The 18,886-nt window shown below is 68.8% G+C and carries 17 protein-coding genes, 1 tRNA gene and 1 pseudogene; 9 read left to right on the forward strand and 10 right to left on the reverse strand.

Annotation, left to right across the window (positions count from 1 at the left end; all coding sequences use genetic code 11):
* Nucleotides 1–7: 7 nt before the first annotated feature.
* From VA596_RS04535 to VA596_RS04550, 4 genes are all read right to left on the reverse strand, one after another.
* Nucleotides 8–1,426, reverse strand: a complete 1,419-nt coding sequence (locus VA596_RS04535) for a HAMP domain-containing sensor histidine kinase (protein ID WP_323323906.1) — start codon at nt 1,424–1,426, stop codon at nt 8–10.
* Nucleotides 1,423–2,115, reverse strand: coding sequence for a response regulator transcription factor (locus VA596_RS04540; RefSeq protein WP_323323908.1), 693 nt, complete (start codon nt 2,113–2,115; stop codon nt 1,423–1,425). The genes VA596_RS04535 and VA596_RS04540 overlap by 4 nt, the downstream gene beginning before the upstream one ends.
* Nucleotides 2,116–2,182: 67 nt before the next feature.
* Nucleotides 2,183–2,791, reverse strand: coding sequence for a trimeric intracellular cation channel family protein (locus VA596_RS04545; protein WP_323323910.1), 609 nt, complete (start codon nt 2,789–2,791; stop codon nt 2,183–2,185).
* Nucleotides 2,792–3,445: a response regulator gene (locus tag VA596_RS04550; RefSeq protein WP_003087851.1), complete on the reverse strand. Its 654-nt coding sequence runs from the start codon at nt 3,443–3,445 to the stop codon at nt 2,792–2,794.
* A gap of 258 nt (nt 3,446–3,703) precedes the next feature.
* Here VA596_RS04550 and VA596_RS04555 point away from each other — a divergent pair.
* The 4 genes and pseudogenes from VA596_RS04555 to VA596_RS04570 all read left to right on the forward strand — a co-directional run bounded on the left by VA596_RS04555 (nt 3,704) and on the right by VA596_RS04570 (nt 6,971).
* A tRNA-Arg gene (locus VA596_RS04555) sits at nt 3,704–3,776 on the forward strand.
* Nucleotides 3,777–3,985: 209 nt separating this feature from the next.
* Complete coding sequence (locus VA596_RS04560; RefSeq protein WP_323323913.1) at nt 3,986–5,737, forward strand: DUF262 domain-containing protein; 1,752 nt, start codon at nt 3,986–3,988, stop codon at nt 5,735–5,737.
* Nucleotides 5,730–6,032, forward strand: a pseudogene (locus tag VA596_RS04565) (HipA N-terminal domain-containing protein); the annotation flags it as partial. The gene VA596_RS04560 and the pseudogene VA596_RS04565, both read left to right, overlap by 8 nt.
* An 18-nt stretch (nt 6,033–6,050) precedes the next feature.
* Nucleotides 6,051–6,971 (forward strand): type II toxin-antitoxin system HipA family toxin, encoded by a 921-nt coding sequence (locus VA596_RS04570; RefSeq protein WP_323325645.1) that lies wholly within the window; start codon nt 6,051–6,053, stop codon nt 6,969–6,971.
* A gap of 122 nt (nt 6,972–7,093) precedes the next feature.
* Here VA596_RS04570 and VA596_RS04575 read toward each other — a convergent pair whose 3' ends face one another.
* The gene (locus tag VA596_RS04575) at nt 7,094–7,588 is read right to left on the reverse strand and encodes a GlcG/HbpS family heme-binding protein (RefSeq protein ID WP_323323915.1); all 495 of its coding nucleotides are present in this window, start codon (nt 7,586–7,588) and stop codon (nt 7,094–7,096) included.
* Between the two features lie 157 nt (nt 7,589–7,745).
* Here VA596_RS04575 and VA596_RS04580 point away from each other — a divergent pair, with 157 nt between their 5' ends.
* Both VA596_RS04580 and VA596_RS04585 read left to right on the forward strand, forming a co-directional pair.
* The gene (locus VA596_RS04580) at nt 7,746–8,825 is read left to right on the forward strand and encodes a sensor histidine kinase (RefSeq protein WP_323323917.1); all 1,080 of its coding nucleotides are present in this window, start codon (nt 7,746–7,748) and stop codon (nt 8,823–8,825) included.
* Nucleotides 8,822–9,445 (forward strand): response regulator transcription factor, encoded by a 624-nt coding sequence (locus tag VA596_RS04585; protein ID WP_323323919.1) that lies wholly within the window; start codon nt 8,822–8,824, stop codon nt 9,443–9,445. The genes VA596_RS04580 and VA596_RS04585 overlap by 4 nt, the downstream gene beginning before the upstream one ends.
* Here VA596_RS04585 and VA596_RS04590 read toward each other — a convergent pair.
* Together VA596_RS04590 and VA596_RS04595 are read right to left on the reverse strand one after the other, a co-directional pair.
* Nucleotides 9,434–10,348: a hypothetical protein gene (locus VA596_RS04590; RefSeq protein ID WP_323323921.1), complete on the reverse strand. Its 915-nt coding sequence runs from the start codon at nt 10,346–10,348 to the stop codon at nt 9,434–9,436. The genes VA596_RS04585 and VA596_RS04590 overlap by 12 nt on opposite strands.
* Nucleotides 10,335–10,985, reverse strand: coding sequence for a vWA domain-containing protein (locus tag VA596_RS04595; protein WP_323323923.1), 651 nt, complete (start codon nt 10,983–10,985; stop codon nt 10,335–10,337). Before VA596_RS04595 ends, VA596_RS04590 begins: the two co-directional genes overlap by 14 nt.
* A gap of 148 nt (nt 10,986–11,133) precedes the next feature.
* Here VA596_RS04595 and VA596_RS04600 point away from each other — a divergent pair, with 148 nt between their 5' ends.
* On the forward strand, nt 11,134–14,043 hold the full coding sequence (locus tag VA596_RS04600) for an AfsR/SARP family transcriptional regulator (protein ID WP_323323925.1): 2,910 nt from the start codon (nt 11,134–11,136) through the stop codon (nt 14,041–14,043).
* A gap of 44 nt (nt 14,044–14,087) precedes the next feature.
* Here VA596_RS04600 and VA596_RS04605 read toward each other — a convergent pair whose 3' ends face one another.
* Nucleotides 14,088–14,273, reverse strand: a complete 186-nt coding sequence (locus tag VA596_RS04605; RefSeq protein WP_323323927.1) for a hypothetical protein — start codon at nt 14,271–14,273, stop codon at nt 14,088–14,090.
* Nucleotides 14,274–14,381: 108 nt separating this feature from the next.
* Complete coding sequence (locus tag VA596_RS04610; protein ID WP_323323929.1) at nt 14,382–15,602, reverse strand: MFS transporter; 1,221 nt, start codon at nt 15,600–15,602, stop codon at nt 14,382–14,384.
* A 70-nt stretch (nt 15,603–15,672) separates the two neighbouring features.
* Between VA596_RS04610 and VA596_RS04615 the strand changes: the two genes are divergently transcribed.
* Nucleotides 15,673–16,581 (forward strand): LysR family transcriptional regulator, encoded by a 909-nt coding sequence (locus VA596_RS04615; RefSeq protein ID WP_323323931.1) that lies wholly within the window; start codon nt 15,673–15,675, stop codon nt 16,579–16,581.
* Here the strand turns inward: VA596_RS04615 and VA596_RS04620 are convergent.
* Entirely contained in the window at nt 16,509–17,504 is a 996-nt protein-coding gene (locus VA596_RS04620) for an aldo/keto reductase (protein WP_323323933.1), read from the reverse strand. The two genes, VA596_RS04615 and VA596_RS04620, sit on opposite strands and share 73 nt — an antisense overlap.
* A gap of 47 nt (nt 17,505–17,551) precedes the next feature.
* Here VA596_RS04620 and pdxR point away from each other — a divergent pair, with 47 nt between their 5' ends.
* Nucleotides 17,552–18,871: a MocR-like pyridoxine biosynthesis transcription factor PdxR gene (pdxR, locus tag VA596_RS04625; RefSeq protein ID WP_323323935.1), complete on the forward strand. Its 1,320-nt coding sequence runs from the start codon at nt 17,552–17,554 to the stop codon at nt 18,869–18,871.
* Nucleotides 18,872–18,886 lie beyond the last annotated feature (15 nt).

Genomic DNA, 18,886 nt, shown 5'->3' on the forward strand with positions numbered 1-18,886 from the left:
GTCCCTCTCAGCCGGGCGCCCCCGGCAGCCGGATCGTCATCAGCGCGCCGCCCTCGGGCGCCCGCGCCGCGTACACCGCCCCGCCGTGGCGCTCGGCCGCGTGCTTGACGATCGCGAGGCCGAGCCCGGAACCGGGCAGCGTCCGTGCCTCCGACGAGCGGTAGAAGCGGTCGAACACCTTCGGCAGGTCCTCCTCGGCGATGCCCGGGCCGGCGTCCGCCACCTCGACCACGGCGGTGCCGTCGCCGAGCGGGTAGAGGCGCACCCAGACCGTCGCGTCCGGCGGCGAGAACTTGACCGCGTTGTCCAGCAGGTTCAGCACCGCGCGCTCGATCGAGCTGTTGTCGCCGGTGAGCACCCACGGCTGCAGCGAGACGTCGAAGTTGATCTCGCCCGCGCGGCGCCGCGCCCGGTCCAAGGCCCGCTCGACGACCTCCAGCAGCTCGACGCGCTCGAAGCGTTCGCGCGGCTCGTCCTGGCGCGCGAGCTCGACGAGGTCGCCGATGAGCTGGGTCAGCTCGTCGAGCTGACCGCTGATGTCCGCGACGATGTCGACGCGGTCGGCGTCCGGCAGCGGCGGCGCGCCGGGCTTGCTCGCGGCGAGCAGCAGCTCGAGGTTGGTGCGCAGCGACGTCAACGGCGTCCGCAGTTCGTGGCCCGCGTCCGCGACCAGCTGGCGCTGCCGCTCCTGCGAGTCCGCGACCGTGCCGAGCATCGTGTTGAACGTCTGGGTGAGGCGCGCCAGCTCGTCGTCGCCGCTGACCGGGATCGGCCGCAGGTCGCCGGTCTTGGAGACACGCTCGGCGGCCGACGTCAGCCTGTCCACCGGGCGCAGGCCGGCGCGCGCGACCGCGGTGCCCGCCGCGGCGGCGACCAGGATGCCCGCGCCGCCGATGAGGAACAGCACCAGCGCGAGCTCGTTCAGCGTGCGCTTGGTCGGGCCCATCGACTGGGCCAGCACGATGGCCTCGCCGTGCCCGGACGGCAGCGCGACGACCCGGGCGTCCGTGCGGAAGTCCGTCCGCAGCGACTGCGGCGAATCACCGTTGGCGACGTCGAGCTCCCGCTGGTCGAACGGCGGCGCCGAGCTCGACAGCGGGTAGGTCATCACGGCGTGCTGGACGTCGGGGGCGGCGTTGAGCTGCCCGATCTGCAGGTCGGCGCTCGCCAGGAAGGCGCCGGGGACCTGCCGCAGCTCGGTCTGCACCTGCGGCGAGTTGACCGCCGCCTCGGCGCGCGCGACGAGGCCGTCGTCCAGCTGCTGGTAGAGGTTGCTGCTGACGACCAGGTACGCGCCGATCGAGACCAGCGCGACGGCACCGGCGACACAGGCCGCGGCGAGCAGCGTGACCCGGCCGCGCAGGGAGAACCGGCGCGTACCCCAGCGGGTGCCGCGCGGGTCCTCCTCCGCGGGCGGGTCGATCACGGGGGCGTTTCCCTCAGGACGTAGCCCACCCCCCGCACCGTGTGGATCAGCCTCGGTTCCGCTTCGGCCTCCGTCTTGCGGCGCAAATAGCCGACGTAGACCTCCAGTGCGTTGCCCGACGTCGGGAAGTCGTAACCCCATACTTCCTCCAGTATCCGGCCCCGCGTGAGGACGTGCTTCGGGTAGGAAAGGAACAGTTCCAGCAGTGCGAACTCGGTCCGGGTCAGGCTGATCTCGCGGCCGCCGCGGCGGACCTCGCGCGTGCCCGGGTCGAGCGTCAGGTCCGCAAAGGACAGGATCTCCGTCTCCTGCCCGTTCTGGCCGTCCGGGATGGCGCGGCGCAGCAGCGCCCGGAGCCGGGCGAGCAGCTCCTCGAGCGCGAACGGTTTGGGAAGGTAGTCGTCGGCGCCGGCGTCCAGGCCGGACACCCGGTCGGAGACGGTGTCACGGGCGGTCAGCACGAGGATCGGCAGGTCGTCGCCGGTGCTGCGCAGGCGGCGGGCGACCTCCAGGCCGTCGAGGCGCGGCATCATGACGTCCAGGACCATCGCGTCGGGCCGGTTGGCGATGATGGCTTCCAGCGCCTGCGCACCGTCGCTGGCCAGCTCGACCTGGTAGCCGTTGAACTCCAGGGACCGCCGGAGCGACTCACGGACGGCGCGGTCGTCGTCCACCACAAGGATGCGCATAGCGGTAGTTTTACTCAGCGTGCTGAGACTCGCCTAAGAACACACACAGAACACACAAAGAGTTTCCTCACTCCGGACCGCGCGCGACCGGGGCGTTCCAGTGCCGCCAGAGGGCGACCATCCGCACGGCCACCACGGCGGCGGCCGCGACGACGGTCACCGGCCCCTCCGGCAGTCGCAGAGCGTGACCGATGGCGACGAGCACCGAGCCGGCCAGCGCGGCCACGGCGTAGATCTCCTTCCGCAGGACCAGCGGGATTTCCCGGAGCAGCAGATCGCGCACGGCACCACCGCCGATCCCGGTCGTCATGCCGATCAAGCACGCGGCGTAGACGGTCGCGCCGGCGTTGAGCGCGATGGTCGTCCCGGCGGTGGCGAACACGCCGAGGCCGAGCGCGTCGGCGAGGAGCACGCCGCGCCGCAGCCGCGCGACCTGCGGGTGGAAGACGAACACGACCAGTGCCGTCCCCGCGCAGACGGCGAGGTAGGGCCAGTTCCGCAGCGTCGTCGGCGGGTGGATGCCGAGCAGGACGTCGCGGATGACCCCACCGCCGAGCGCGGTGGTGAGCCCGACCACGACGACGCCGAAGACGTCGAGCCGGGCCCGCACGGCGGCCAGCGCCCCGGACGCCGCGAAGGCGACGAGCCCGAGGAACTCCAGCGCCGTGAGCAGCATCTACTGGTCGAGCAGGCCACCGCGGTAGGCCAGGAGGGCGGCCTGCACGCGGTTCGCCGCCCCGATCTTGGAGAGCACGGCGGAGACGTACCCCTTGACGGTGGCTTCGGACAGGTGGAGGCGCCCGCCGATCTCGGCGTTGGAGAGACCTTGGCCGATCAGCGCGACGACCTCGCGCTCGCGTTCGGACAGCGAGGCGAGCAGCTTCCGGGCGGGCTGAGCAGCGCGTTGTTCGTCCCGGTGGGACTGAACCATCCGCGCCGCGACGCCCGGGTCCAGGACGGCCCCGCCCCTGGCCAGGTCCCTGACCGCGCGCAGGAGGGCCGCGGGATCGATGTCCTTGAGGAGGAAGCCGTTGGCCCCGAGCCGCAGCGCGAGGCTGACGTACTCGTCGATGTCGAAGGTGGTCAGCATGGCGACGGTGGGCGGATCGGGCAGCGCGAGGATGGCTCGGAGCGCCCTGATCCCGTCGTCGGGAGCACGCATCTTGATGTCGAGAAGGGCCACGTCAGGGTGATAGCGCCGGGCGACCTCGACCGCGGATCTGCCGTCGCTAGCCTCGCCCACGATCTCGATGTCCTGGGCCCCGGACATCATCGCGCGCAGCCCCGAGCGCACCAGTTCCTCGTCGTCGGCGAACATGAGCTTGATCAACGAAGCCCTCCGCAACAGCCAGTAGGAGGCGGCTCCCCGCGTCCCGTTAACGAAGGTTACCTACTGTTGTTCAGCAGTTCGAAACCAGACACGACCAGGTGACCAGCTGGTCCGTCCAGGTCAGGTGCGGTTGCCCCACCCAGGGGGTGTAGGACGGCTGTCAGAACCACTCACTCGGGTGACGACGGAGGTCGGGCTACTCCATCCGTGCCCCTTCGCCTGTACCCGTCCCGGGCCCGGTACGCTGGCACCGGCAAGGCCCTCGTAGCTCAGGGGATAGAGCACCGCTCTCCTAAAGCGGGTGTCGCAGGTTCGAATCCTGCCGGGGGCACATCAGCGGAACCCGGTGACGTGGCGAGTTCAGGAGCATGTCTGCGCTGCGACCGCCTCGCCGCTCGAGAAACACGAGTTCGCACGCTCTCTCACTCGTGCGGAGCTCGGCTCGTTAGCTCCACGCCGCATCAGACCTTGGTCAGTCAAGTCAGATACCCGAAGTGTAAATTGCCCCAGGCTGGCCACCGGAGTGGTACAACCTTCTTGATGAACAACAGTGAGCAGCCGGAGGCGAACGTGACAAACGGACTCGATGATCGCCCCAACGCGACCATGTTCACGGTAGAGAACCTCGTGAACATGGCACGATCGGGTGAGATTCGAATTCCCCATTTCCAGCGCGACTTCCGTTGGCAACGCCAAGACGTAGTGCGACTGTTCGATAGCATCGTCCGAGGATATCCTGTCGGCTCCCTTTTGCTATGGCGACGACCAGCAACCGCGCAACTACTCAAGCTCGGATCACTGGAAATTCAAGCACCCGACGTGAGTGCGGCAAGATGGGTAGTCGACGGGCAGCAGCGAATCACAAGCCTCGCCAGCGCGCTCATTCCCGAAGCGAGTCGAGACCCACGATTCGCCCTTGCGTACAACTTGCGCGATCAGGAATTTGTGCCTGCGCCACCCGAGGACGAGCCTCTAGTCATCCCCCTCCCTGTATTATTCAACCTGACCCGCGTATTGCAGTGGTTTCAGAAATTTCCAGAAACAATTGAATACATCGATCGCGCGAACAACATAACGCAAACATTGCGTCAGTTTCAAATCCCCGCATACGAGGTAACACAGAACGACGTAAAAGTACTGCAAGACATCTTCGACCGAATGAATAACTACGGAAAACGCCTCAGTAGGGCGGAGATCTTCTCAGCCCTATTCGCTGACGATGAAGCAATTAAGGATAGGCTCACATTCGACAAAATTTCGGAACATCTAGACGAAGACTTGGGATTCGGAACGGTCGATAACGACACAATCCTCATGGCAATGCTTGCTCGCCGAGGTCCCGACGTAAAGCGGGAGATCAGAAACGAGTTTGGCGGAAAAGAGGGCGTACCTCGTGGCCACCAACCGGGGCGGGCCATTATCGACTTTCCTGACGAGGCTCGCGATACCGCGTATAAACTCGGAGAGACTGCAATGCGGCGCGCAATCGCATTTCTCCAAGAAGAAGCGAGCGTTCCTCACATCGGAATGCTTCCTTATCGCCACCTACTGGTTGTTCTAACGCGATTATTTGCACATCACCCCAACCCCAGCCCCAGAAATATCCGACTTCTTCGAAGGTGGTTCTGGCGAGCCGCAGTTGTCGGCCCAGAAGTATTCAAGGGCAGCACGACAGGTGCCATTCGATTCCTAGTGTTCGCCGTTAAACCAGACGACCTCACCGGGTCAATCCAAGAATTGCTGAGACTTGTCGAATATCCAGAAACGCCAACTCCGGACCTGCGACGGTTTCGCAGCAATGAAGCTGCCACCAAAACGGTACTGTGCGCCTGGTGGGCAAATATGCCTCGATCTCTCGACGACGGGAACCCGTTCGGCCGAGATGACCTATCACGCGTCCTCCTGGACAGGCCAACAGCCTTGGACGCAGTCCGCTATATCGTTCCAAGAAACACAGTTCCGCACGAATACCGACTCTGGGCAGCCAACAGGGCTTTAGTACCCATCATGGAAGCGACATCAGCATCGATTGAACCTCTGATTTCGCAGCGCCCTCTCAAGCTCTCGGAAACCGCATGGCGAGCCGCCCTTGCATCCCATCTGATCTCTTCCGAGATGGCTAATCTTATTATTACCGGACAGACGGTCGAATTCCTCAAGGCACGCCAAACAGCACTGCAGACTCAACTAACGTCGTTCCTTGAGCGTATGTGCGAGTGGAGTTTCGAGAGCACGCCACCACTTACCTCACTTCTAGTCGAAGACCTAGCGGAGGAAGACGGCATTGCGTGAAACACAGCACGCAGTATGGCTAAGGAACCGTCACGTTGGAGTATTACATCAGCGCGGTGACCATACGCGTCTGACGTTTGATATTTCGTACCGCGAAGACCCGGAGCGCCCCGTCCTGGGTCTACATTTCGAAGAGACCGTTCTTGCCCCTCAATCTTCAGCACTCAGGGTCCCTCCGTGGTTTTCGAACTTGCTCCCAGAGGGCCGAGTACGCGACTGGGTCGCCGAGGATCGAGGCGTCTCAGTCGACAGAGAGATGGAGTTACTCTCCCACGTCGGACGAGACCTCCCGGGAGCCGTGCGAATCTTACCCGTGGAACTCCACCCTCAAGAGGGGGACTCATCATGGAACGACTCCAGCAGTCGAAATTTACCCCATCATTCCGCCGATACGGAAAGTCATCCTGGCTGGCGCATCTCCCTAGCTGGCGTACAACTGAAATTTGCTATGCTTTCAAAAGATGATCGCTTGACCATACCGGGATTTGGCGAGGGAAGCGACTGGATTGTCAAACTGCCAGATCGACAGTTCAGCATGTTACCTCAGAATGAATTCGCAATGATGACACTGGCAAGCAGAGCAGGAATCGACGTCCCTGAGACAAAGCTCGTTAATCGCGATCAACTATACGGCCTTCCTTCCAACGTCTGGCCAGGAGGCGAGGAATGGGCCTATGCGATCAGGAGATTTGACCGGGGCCGCAAACGGGAACTAATTCACATCGAAGACTTGGCGCAGGTGAGAAACTTCTACCCGGGGGACAAATACAAAGGGAACTTCGAAACCATTGCGTCACTTATTTACAGGAGACATGACACCGACTCATTACGCGAGTTTGCTCGAAGGATAGCTTTTATCGTCCTCATCAGCAATGGTGACGCACACCTAAAGAACTGGTCGCTAATCTATCGAAACGAGCGAATTCCCACGCTGTCCCCTGTGTACGATCTGGTGTCAACAGACATCTACAGAGCTGGAACAGGAGAGGAAGATCTCGGACTGAAGTTTGGCGGTACGAAAAGATTCGAAGAGGTCAATTTGAAAACGTTCCAGCGGCTAGAGAGTCGACTGAACGCCACCGAAGCCCGACTGATCGATCAAGTGACGGAAACAGTCGAGAAAATCAGATCTAACTGGCCAGAGGTGGCCGAATCTTTCAGTCTCCCAGCGGGCCTAACACAGTACCTCCGTAAGACAATTGACGCACGCACCAAAACGCTGCTTCGAGCCTGAAGTAGGCCGAGACGACTTACTCTGATCAAGTCAGCTTGACACCACTTGGCAATACTCCAATCGTCCGCCTACTGCGGGGGCCGCCCCAGGGGCGGACGTCGCTGATCAACACCGTCGCCACGTTACTTGCCCAGCGCGTCCACGCCGGCCTGGGCGAACGACTCGTCCTGGGTGCCCGACGGCGCGCCCGCGACGCCGACCGCCGCGATCGGCGTCGAGCCCGCGGTCACCGGGACCGCGCCGGCCAGGAACAGGGTGCCTTCGATGTCCTTCAACGTCGGGGTCTGCTGGAGACGGCCCACCAGCTCGGACGTCTTCGCGTTCCACGAGACCGCCGTGAACGCCTTCTGCTGCGCCGAGCTGTACGACTGCGGGCCCGCGCCGTCGCCGCGCAGGGTCAGGACCGTGTTGCCGTCGCGGTCCACCACCGCGACCGACACGTGCTGGCCCGCCTTGGTCGCGGCGTTCAGCGCGGCCTGGCCGGCCTTCTGCGCCGCCGCGATCGACAGGTGTGACGTCTGGACGAGGGCGGTCGAGGGAGCCGCGGTGGCCGAAACGGCGCCGACCGTGATGACGGCGAGAGCCGTGGCAACGGCGGCGATGCGGGTCGAGATCATGGTGTGCTCCTCGGAGTCGTGCGGTTCGATGACTCCAGCTTCGGCCCGCCACCAGGCTGATCCGGTCGTTGCTTCGGCCGACAACGGGGTCAGCCGATCGGCTGATGCGCGGGCATCAAGCCCGGCTGACGCTGGTGCCAAGAGAAAAGGGGTGAGCATGACAGACGCGCGGTGGCTCGCCGCGGCCATGCACTCGGCGTTCTTCCTGCTGGTGCTCGCCTCCGCGATCCGCTACCTGACGCGCCACGAGGGCACCTCACTGGCGCCGTGGGTGATCACGCTGACCGCCGCCCTCGTCGTCGCGTACGGCGTCGGAATCAGATCCCAGAGCAGGCTCTGGCTGATCGCGGTGCTGGCGATCTGGGTGGTGCTGGTCGTCCTCGCCCCGAGTTTCGCCTGGTCGGCGATCCCGCTGTTCGTCACCGGCCTGCGCACGCTGCCGACCGGGCCGGCCCTCGGGCTGGTCGGCGTGGTCACCGCGCTCGTGGTCGTCTCGCAGAACCGGCTGGCCGACGGCTTCGACCCGAACCTGACCATCGTGCCGATCGCCATCGCCGTGGTCACCGCGGCGGTGATCACCTTCATGCGGCGCCAGACCGTGCGGCTGCGCGAGTCCGAGCGGCGCGCCGGGGTGCTGGCCGAGCGGCACCGGGTGTCCCGGGACATCCACGACGCGCTCGCCCAGGGCCTGTCCAGCCAGGCGATGCTGCTGCAGGCCGCCGACCAGGCCTGGGACCGGCCCGAGCTGGCCCGCGAGCACCTGCGTTCCGCGCTGCGCGTCGGCGCCGGCAACCTGTCGGAGGCACGCCGGCTCGTACAGGACCTCGCCCCGGCCGACCTTGCCGACGCCACTCTCGACGAGGCGTTGCGCGCGGTGGCCGGCCGGGCCGGGCTGCCGGCCGAGGTCCGCGTCGACGGCACCTCGCGGCAACTACCCGAGCGCGTCCAGTCCGCGTTGGTCCGCATCGCCCAGGGCGCGCTGGCCAACGCGCTCGAGCACGCCGACGCCGGCCGCGCCGTGGTCACCCTCACCTACCTCGACGACCAGGTCGTGCTCGACGTCGCCGACGACGGGCGCGGATTCGCCCTCAAGGAACAGCCGCCTGGTGAACGCGGTCACGGGCTGCCGGCCATGCGGGCCAGGGCCCAGCAGCTCGGCGGCCGGTTGACCGTCGAATCCGCTCCCGGCCAGGGCACCGTGATCTCGGCCGCGATCCCGTTGGAGACTGCCCCATGAGTATTCGCGTGCTGGTGTGCGACGACCACGCCGTGGTGCGGGCCGGGTTGCGCGCCCTGCTGGCGGGCGCGGACGGCATCGAGGTCGTCGCGGAGACGGCGAGCGGGGAGGAGGCCGTCGCGACCGCGGCCACCGTGCACCCGGACGTCGTCCTGATGGACCTGCAGCTCGGCGACGGCATCGACGGGATCGAGGCGACCCGGCGGATCCGCACCGGCCCCGGCGCGCCCCGGATCCTGGTCCTCACGACCTACGACACCGACGCGGACATCACCCGCGCCATCGCCGCGGGAGCCACTGGTTACCTGCTCAAGGCCGGGTCCGCCCACGAGCTGTACGCCGCGATCGACGCCGCCGCGGCCGGACGCACCGCGTTGTCACCGCCGGTAGCCGACCGGGTGATGGCGCAGCTGCGCACCCCGCGGCCCGCGCTCACCGATCGTGAACAGGACATCCTGGGCCAGCTCGGCCAGGGACTGGGCAACCGCGAGATCGCCCGCGCGCTGTTCATCAGCGAGGCGACCGTCAAGACCCACCTGAGCCGGATCTACGGCAAGCTCGGCGTCGACACCCGGGCCGGCGCCGTCGCCGTGGCGAAGGAACAACGGCTACTGGACTGAGTCCCAGCGGGCGCCGTAGGCCATGCCCGGGGTCAGGCCCTGGAACTGCAGGTGCACCTCCCCCGCCGGGTCGACTTCGCAGTGGCGGCCGCGGTAGCCCGGGTCCGTGACGTCGCTCTGGAAGACGCCGTCCAGGGCCCGGACCTCCTGGGGAGGCTCGGGGCCGAACCTGACTCGCAGGTCGAACCGGTCGCACGGGTGGCGGGGCACCGAGACCAGGTACGGGCGCAGCGATGGCGGCCGGAACAGGATCGCGATCTCGCACGACTCGCCCCGGGGCAACGGCTTGGGCAGCTCCAGCCCGTAGCCCCAGCGATCGGTCGCCTCCATTCCGCGGTCCGCCAGCGTCCCGCCGTAGAGCACCGTCACCGACAGGTCCTCGGCACCGGACGGGAGCGAGATCGCCAGGTCCAGCGCGGTCAACCCGTCCTGGTCGGCGATGATCCGGCGTCGCTCGAGGACCAGCAGCTCGTCCAGCACCAGCGCGATCGACAACGATGCCGTGTGCCAGCGGTCGGACGAGGACACCGCCGGTGGCGACGACGATCCCGCGGCCAACTCGGCCAGCAGATCGATGGCCTCGTCGACGCGGCGCCGGACCGTGCGGGGGTCGCGGTCGACGCGGTTCGCCGCCCAGCGGACGCGGTCCTGGTACAGCGGCTGGCGGGCCTCCACGGTGATCGCGAAGGCCGCCAGCGCCGCCAGGCGGAGGTCCTCGGGCAGGTGCGCGGCCAGCTCGGAGAGCCGGCCCGCCACCTTGGTGCGGACCGCCACCAGGCCGTCGTCCGCCGAGACCGCGCACGCCGACCGCAGGAACGGCCCGACCCGTTCCCCGATCCGGCCCTGCAGCCCGCGGCCCTTGCGGAGGATCTTCAGCTCCTGGACCAGCTCAGAGGGCTCCACGGTGGTCTCCTTCAGTGCGTCTCCATGACGTCTCCTTTCTGGACAGCGTGCGATCGGCCGGTGGACGGGAAGTGGACAGAACGTGCATCACCGAGGCGATCAGCGCCGTCCCCAGCCGGACGCCGTCGCGGCCGAGGTAGGTGCGGTACGTGCCGATCCGGCCGAGCGCGTCCTCGTCCGCGTCGCCGACGCCGAACGCCACGACGTGCGGACGCCGCGCCCAGGCCGGGTCGGTCAGCGCGGCGAACGCCGCCGGCCAGGTCACCGGGTCGGTCGGCTGGCCGTCGGACAGGAAGAACACCAGGGGCCGGTGGACGCGCAGGCGGTGCTGCTCCAGTCCGCCAACGTCCCGGTCGAGCACCTCCCGCAGGAACGTGAACGCCGCCCCGAAGTCGGTGCCGGTGCACGCGCGCGGTGCGGGCAGCTCGGCGAGGTCGTCCATCGGCAGCAGGGACTGCACCACGTGCGGCGTCTCCCCGAAGCCGATCACGCCGCAGAGGATCCGGCCGGTGACCGACGCGTCGGCGTGGACCGCGCCGCGGAACTCCCGCAGCCCGGTGTTCAGCTCGCCGATGTGGTCCGCCATCGAAAGCGAAACGTCGCAAACGACGTAGCACGGCAACACGTCGGGCCGCATTCCGGTTTCTCCCTCACTCCCCTGATTCACCGGCGCAGCCTGACAAGGGCGTGTGTATCGAATGTGCAAGAAATGCGGATTTTCGAAACCCTTACGGTCGATTGCGCGACACCAATCGGGGAACGCAAGCTGATCGCCGGGAGGCCGCGTGGAGTTTCGGATGCTCGGCCCGCTCGAGGCGTGGCACGACGGCGTGCCGGTGCCGCTGGGTGACCAGCAGCAGCGGTTCGTCCTGGTCGTGCTGCTCCTGAACGCGAACAAGCCGGTGTCGACCGCCCGGCTCACCGAGATCGTCTGGACCGGCCGGGAAACCAAGCCGACGCTGGTGCGCGGGTACATCAAGCGGCTGCGTGACGTCGTGCAGGACACCGGCGTGGCCATCGAGACGACGCCCACGGGCTACCTGCTGCGGATCGACGGCGACCAGCTGGACACGGTCCGGTTCGAGCGGTTGCGGGCCGAGGCCGCGGACGTCCGCGCGAGCGATCCGCGCCGGGCCGTCGAGCTCCTGCGCGAGGCCGCCGGCCTGTGGCGCGGGACGTTCCTCGAGGACATCGACATCGACCGCGTCGGCGGCCCGGAGGTGGTCTTCCCGGAGGAGAGCCGGCCCGACGTCGTCGGCGACCTGGCCGAGCTGGAGCTGGAAACCGGGGACCACCGCTCGGCGCGTGACCGGCTGCGGCCGCTCGTCCGCTCCGACCCGGCCGGCCAGAAGCACGCCGAACTGCTCATGCGCGCCCTGCTGTCCGGCGGCGACCGGGTCGGCGCGTTGCGCGTCTTCAACGGCACTCGTGACGCGCTCGCGGAGCTGCGCATGGAACCGGGTCCGGTGCTGCGGAACCTCGCCGCGCGGGCGGAGCACGGCGAGCCGCCGAGCTCGCTGCCGTCGCGGCCCGGCGGGTTCACCGGCCGCGCCGCCGAGCTCGCCGCGATCGAGACGGCGGCCGCGGCCGGGCGGCACGCGGTCTGGGTGAGCGGCGCGCCCGGCGTCGGCAAGACCGGGCTGGCGGTCGAGGCGGCCCACCGGCTGCGCGACCGGTTCCCCGACGGGCAGCTGCTCGCCCGGCTCAACGGGTTCACGCCCGGGGTGGCCCCGGCGAGCGTCGGCGACGCGCTGACCGAACTGCTCGTCGAGCTCGGCGTGCCGGCCGAGCAGATCCCGGCCACCGTCGGCCGGAAGGTCTCGCTCTACCAGACGACGCTCTGGGGCACGCGCACGCTGATCGTGCTGGACAACGCCGCGACGCCGGAGCAGATCCGGCCGCTGCTGCCCGAGGCGGACGGCTGCCTGGCCGTCGTCACCAGCCGCCGGATGGGCGACGCGGACACCGGCGATCCCGTGCGGCTTTCCCCGTTGTCACCCGAAGAAGCCGTCGAGCTGTTCCACGCGCTGGCCGATCCGCCGCGGGTGCGCGGCCGGGCGGCGACGGTGGCCGAGGTCGTCAAGCGGTGCGGGTACCTGCCGATGCCGATCCGGGTGACGGCCGCGCTGTTCCGGCGGCACCGCGGGTGGCCGCTGGAACACCTGCTCCACCTGCTCGAAGAGAGCGGGCCGTGGGGTGAGGACGACGGCGCCGCCGCCGTCCGGGTGTCCGTCCAGCAGCTCGGCGAGCCGCAGCGGGCGATGTTCCGGCTGCTGGGCAGCCTGCCCGGGCCGGACGTCGGCGTCACCGGCGGCGCGGCGCTGGCCGGCTGCGACGTCGGCGAGGCCCGGTCGCTGCTCGACGACCTGCACGAGGTCAGCCTGCTGGAGGAGGCCGCGCCGGAGCGGTACCTGATGCTCGACCCGCTCAAGGAGTTCGCCGGCGCCGAGCCCGCACCCCGGCACGCCCTCGTGCGGCTGCTCGACTTCTACCTGGTCACGCTGGCGGCCGCGGTCGGCGCCGCGTACCCGTTCGACAAGGCCCAGCTGCCCGCGACGGACCGGTCCTCCCCGGTGACGCCGGCCTTCGCCGACGCCGGCGCGGGGCTGCGGTGGATCGTCGCCGAGCGCGACAACCTCGTGGCCGCGATCCACTACGCCGCGCAGCACGACCTGCCCGGGCACACCTGGCGGCTGGCGGTGCTGCTGTGGCGCTACTTCAACACCACCAACCAGTTCGAGGACTGGATCGGCACCCTCGAGCTCGCCTGGGAGACCGTCGATCCGGACGACGACTACGGCCAGGCGCACGTGCTGCTGCGGCTGGCGACCGCGAACGACCGTCGCGGCCAGCTCGCCGAGGCGCTCGAATTCGCGGCCCGGGCACTGCCGAAGTGGCGCCGGCTCGGCGACCCGCGCGGCGAAGCGGCGACGTTGTGCGCGCTCGCCATCCCGACGATGGAGCTGGGCAAGCACGACCAAGCCATCGCGCATCTCGAAGCGGCGCGGGAGAAGTACGAGCAGACCGAGGACCGGCGAGGCGAGGCCCACGCGTTGAGCATGCTGGGCTACCTCAACGAACTGCACGGCAACGTCGCCGTCGCGCTGGAACAGCATTCGGGGGCCGCGCGGATGCTGCGCGAGGTCGGCCACGTCCAGGGTCTGGCGCACGCGGTGAACAACCTCGGGTCCGCGCAGGAGAAACTCGGCCTGCTCACGGAGGCGTTGGCCAGTTACACCGAGGCGCACGGGCACGCCGCCGAGGTCGAGGACCACTGCGTCGAGGCGTACGCGCTGAACAACATCGCGAACGTGCACCGGCGGATGGGCCAGTTCACGCAAGCCGTGCGCTACCACGACAAAGCTCGTGAGGTGGCGGCGAACGCGCCCGACGCCGACCTGCAGACGCAGCTCTACCTCGACCGCGGCGCGACCGCCCTCGCCCGGGGTGCGCACCGGGACGCGCTCAGCGCCGCCAAGTCGGCCCTGGACCTGGCCGCCGGCGACGGGAACCGCGCCTACGTGGCCCGTGCCCACCACGGCATCGCCCGGACGCTGCACGCGATGGGCGACCACGAAACCGCCGTCACGCACTGGGCCACGGCCGAAACCGAATTCACCGCGCTCGATTTCCCGGAAGCCGGTGAAGTGCGCGAGGAACGCGTGCCCCTGGAATGTGCTTGCCGATTTCGATGATTTCCGGGCCGGTCACGAACCGCTCGTGACCGGCCCGGCACCCGTCAGCCGTGCCAGGGGTTGCCGTCGGTGCCCGCGGGCGGCGGGGTCGTGCTGGTGGACGGCGGGGGCGGGGTCCCGCCGTCGCCGTCCGCGGAGGCCGTGGTGGAACCGATCAGCGGGGCCAGCGCGATCACGCAGAACGCGAGCACGGGCCCGCCGATCGTGGCCAGCTTCTTGGGAAAGGACATGACGAATCCTCCTGGGGAAAGGTGATTGACCGGGGTTTTCGCGGGATTTCCGCGCCCTGCGATCAGGATTCGTCACGCCCGAATGCGCGACAAGGAGTTGACTGTTTACTACTGGAACAGGAAACAGGAAACAGCCAGGAGCGCACCTGCTCCGGCGAGCACGACGGGAATCGTGGTGACGGTCAGCAGCGAGCCGAGGATCGCCACGCCCAGGACCGCGCCCGTCTGGCGGGATGCGTTCAGCGCGCCGCCAGCGATGCCCGCCAGTTCCGGTGGGGCCGAGCCGATCACGGCGGTCAGGAGCGACGGGATGGCCAGTGAGACCCCGAAACCCAGCAGGGCCAGCGCCACCACCGAAAGGGCGGGCGCGAACGCCTGGAGCAGCGTGCCGGCCGACATCAGCAGGAAGCCCGACACCGCGGGGATCCGGGGGCCGATCCGGGCCACCAGGCGGCCGGTGAAGATCGGGTTGAACGCCGTCGGAATCGTCAACGGGAGGAACGCCAAGCCCGTCGCCGATGGTGAATAGCCTCGGGTTTCCTGAAAATAGAGGGAAAGCACGAACAGGACACCCGACAGGCCGAAGTTCACGATCGCGCCGGCCAGCAGGTTCCGGGAGACGAGACGGCGCGGGAGCATCGCGTCCGGACGGCGTTGGGACACCACGAACACCGCTGCCGCCAGCGTCGACGGCAGGAGCACCCACCAGGCGTGCTCGACCAGGGCGTACGACAGTGTCGACAAAGCGACTATCGCGGACGCCTGGCCGGTCCAGTCGACCCGGCCGGGCTTGGGCGGGGTCAGCGGAGCGGCGGACGACAGCGCCAGGGCGAGCAGCGCCACCGGGACGTTCACCAGGAAGATCGCCCGCCAGCCGAACGCCTCCGTCAGCACGCCGCCCAGCAAGGGGCCGGCGACCAGGCCCGTCCCGCTCAACGCGGCCCACACGCCCATCGCCTTCGCGCGGGACGCGGGTGCCGGGTGGGCGACCGCGATCAACGACAGCGACGACGGCACCAGCAACGCGCCAGCGACACCCAGAAGGGCACGCAAGGCGATCAACATCGGCGCGGACACCGACAGCGCCGACACCAAGGACAGCGCGGCGAACGAGAGCAAGCCCGTGAAGAACACCCGGCGCGCGCCGAAGCGGTCGGACCAAGCTCCCGCCGTCAGCAGGAACGCCGCGAACGTCAGGGTGTACCCGTTCGAAATCCATTGCTGGTCCGCGAGATCCGCGGACAGCGCGGGGAGCGCGACCGTCACGATCGTCGTGTCCAGCATGACGAGGAAGTAGCCCAGCGAAAGGCCGGCGAGGAGTCTTGACACCCGTCCAGCTTGGACACTCCGTGACATCGGCGGAAGCAGGGAGTTACGATGACGGGTATCGGGAGCTCCGATGGGGGAAACCATGGAACTGCGCCACCTGCGTACTTTCCGCGTCGTCGCGCGGACGCTCAACTTCACCCACGCCGCGGCCGAACTGCACTACGCGCAGTCGAGCGTCACCGAACAGATCCAGGCCCTCGAAGCCGAACTCGGGTCAAAGCTCTTCGAACGCGGGCGGCGGCTGCGGCTCACCGCCGCCGGGGAGCGGCTGGTTGGCTACGCCGGCCAGGTGCTTTCGCTCGTGGAGGAAGCCAAGGCCGCCGTGGACGACGAACGCGGGGAGCCTGGCGGCAACCTGACCGTCGGGGCGCTCGAAACCCTGTGCGCGCACCGGATGCCCGGCTTGCTCAGCGCCTACCGGGCCCGGTGGCCGCGCGTGCGGTTGTCCCTCAAGGAAGGCGGCCGCGGCGAGCTGTACCGGACGGTGCGATCGTCCGAAATGGACGTCTGCTTCACCTTCGGAGAAGCGCCCGACGATCCCGCGTTCGCCAGTGCGTCGCTCGGTGAAGAACCCCTTGTCGTCATCGTTCCGCCGGCACATCCGTTGGCGGGCAAGGAAGAGATCCGGACCGGCGATCTCCGCGGTGTCGGATTCCTGGCCACACCGCCGGGCTGCGGCTTCCGGGAGATGCTGGACCGGATCGACGGGCCGGTCGTCGACACCGAGGTCGGCAGCCTCGCCGCGCTGGCCCGGTGTGTCGCCGCCGGAATGGGGTGCGGGATCGTGCCCGCCGTCGTCGACCACCCGGGGGCGGTCGCCGTGCCGCTGGCGGGCGGGACGACGACCGTCACCATGACCTGGCGGCGGCGCGACGAGCACAAGCCGAGCATCGCCGCGCTCATCGCCTACGCGTTGTCCAATAAGGACACATGCTCCTCCGACAGCTCCAAGGTGAACGCCGGGGCGATCGACGCGTAGTGCTCCCAGGTGCGCGGGCCGATCAGCGGGATCACTCCCTTGTGGAGCAACCACGCCAGCGCCACCTGGTTGCCCGTCGCGCCCGACGACGACGCCACCTTCGCCACCGCGGCCAGCCGTGCCTCGGAATCCGGTCCGGCGTACGCGCGCCACACCGGCGTGGATTCGCGATAGGCCGCGTCGTCGTAGATTCCGCGCAGCAGCGCGGAATATGCCGCGAGGGAGACGTCCGGGTGTGCCGCCAGCCAGTCCAGCAGCTCGCCGCCCGCGATCGACGGGACGTCGGCACCAGTTGGGCGCAGGTACGAATGCTGGACCTGGACCGCCACCGGCGGTGACCACCCGTGCGCCAACGCCAGTGCGTGGATCTGCTCCAGGCGCCACGTGCGGACGTTGCTCCAGCCCGTGTACCGGACCTTGCCGGCGCGCACCAGAGTGTCCAAAGCGGACAGTGTCTCCTCGAGCGGCTCGCGCCGGAGGTCGACGTGGATGTAGTACAGGTCGATGTGGTCCGTTCCCAAGCGCCGCAGGCTTTCCTCCACCGAACGCCGGATCACCGCGGCGCTCGCGCCCTCGTAGGTGCGCTCCCGCGCTTCCCAGTCGGTCGTGCCGTCCGGGCGGGCCGCCGCGCGCGCCGCCGGGAGGTCCGTCGGCTGCGCCGACACCTTCGTCGCCAGGAAAACCCGGTCGCGGCGGCCCTTCAGGAGACGGCCGAGGAGAGCTTCGCTTTCGCCGCCGGTGCACGACGGACCCGCCCACCACGAGTAGCAGTCCGCCGTGTCCAGGAAGTCGCCGCCCACGTCGAGGTAGGCGTCCAGGATCCGCGCCGAGGTCTGCTCGCCGGTCGACGTGCCCATCGTCATGCAGCCCAGCGACACCTGGCTCACCCGCTGGCCGGTCCGGCCCAGTTCCACCTTCTTCATGCTCACGAACCTAGAAGAGAATCGGTCCGGTACTACAGTCCAATGACGTGGCCGGATCACAGACCAATTGGGGCGTCCTGCTGGACCTGAGCGGGCCGGGGCCGAAGCACGACCAGCTCGCGCGCGCCCTGCGCCGGGCGATCCGCGGGCTCGAAGACGGCGTCGCCGTGCCGCCGAGCCGTCAGCTCGCCGCCGATCTCGGGTGCTCGCGGTGGGTCGTCACCCAGGCCTACGCCCAGCTCGTCGCCGAGGGCTACCTCGACGGGCGCACCGGCTCGGCCACCCGCGTACGCCGTGTCGCGAGCGAACCGCCGCCGAAAGCCCCTGCGCGGAACGAACTCCCGCCGCGGTACGACCTCGCGCCCGGGCTGCCCGACCTGCGGCACTTCCCGCGGCAGCGGTGGGCCGACGCCGTGCGCGGGGTGCTCACCACCGTGCCGCACGCCGACTTCGGGCTCCCCGACCGGGCCGGGCACCCGCGGCTGCGCACCACCCTCGCCGGGTACCTGCGGCGGGTCCGGGGTGCCGAAACGGACGACGTCGTGATCTGCGGCGGTGTCACCGACGGCGTGACCCGCGTCTGCCGCGCCCTGCTCGGACGGGGCGTCACGCGGCTGGCCGTCGAAGACCCCGGCTGGACGCGGTTGCGGCGCGCCGCCGCGGCGACCGGGATGACGATCGACCCGGTGCCGGTCGACGAAGAGGGCATCGACGCCGGCCGGATCCCGCGCGGGACGCGAGCCGTGCTCGTCACGCCGGCGCACCAGTTCCCCACCGGCACCGTCCTTTCCCCTCGACGGCGTGCCGAACTCCTCGACTGGGCTCGGGACGTCGACGGGCTGATCCTCGAGGACGACTACGACGCCGAGTTCCGGTACGACCGGCGTCCGGTCGGCACCGTCCAGGGCAGGGATCCGACACGGGTCGCGCTGTTCGGATCCGTCAGCAAGACGCTCAGCCCGGCGCTCGGGCTCGGCTGGGTCGCGCTCCCTCCACAGTGGACGCTCCCCGGTCACGCGCCACCGGTGGTCGACCAGCTGGCGCTCGCCGAATTCGTCGACAACGGCGGCTACGACCGGCACCTGCGAGCCGCGCGGTTGCGGTACCGCGCCCGGCGCGACCGGCTCGTCGAGGCGCTCGGGCCCGCGCGGCTGTCCGGTGTCGCCGCCGGGCTGCACCTCGTGCTGCACCTCGATCGCAACGCGGCCGACGTGACGGAACAAGCGCGCGCGAAGGGCGTCAAGGTGGCGGATCTCGACGGGTACCGCGTGGCTCCCGGCGAGCCGGCGCTGGTGCTCGGCTACGGCAACCTGGCCGACAACGCTGTCAGTGACGCCGCCCGGTTACTCCGCGAAGCGGCCGGTTGAGGGCTTCTCAAACGC

The sequence above is a fragment of the Amycolatopsis heterodermiae genome (genome assembly GCF_034929455.1).
GTDB classification, from domain to species: domain Bacteria; phylum Actinomycetota; class Actinomycetes; order Mycobacteriales; family Pseudonocardiaceae; genus Amycolatopsis; species Amycolatopsis heterodermiae.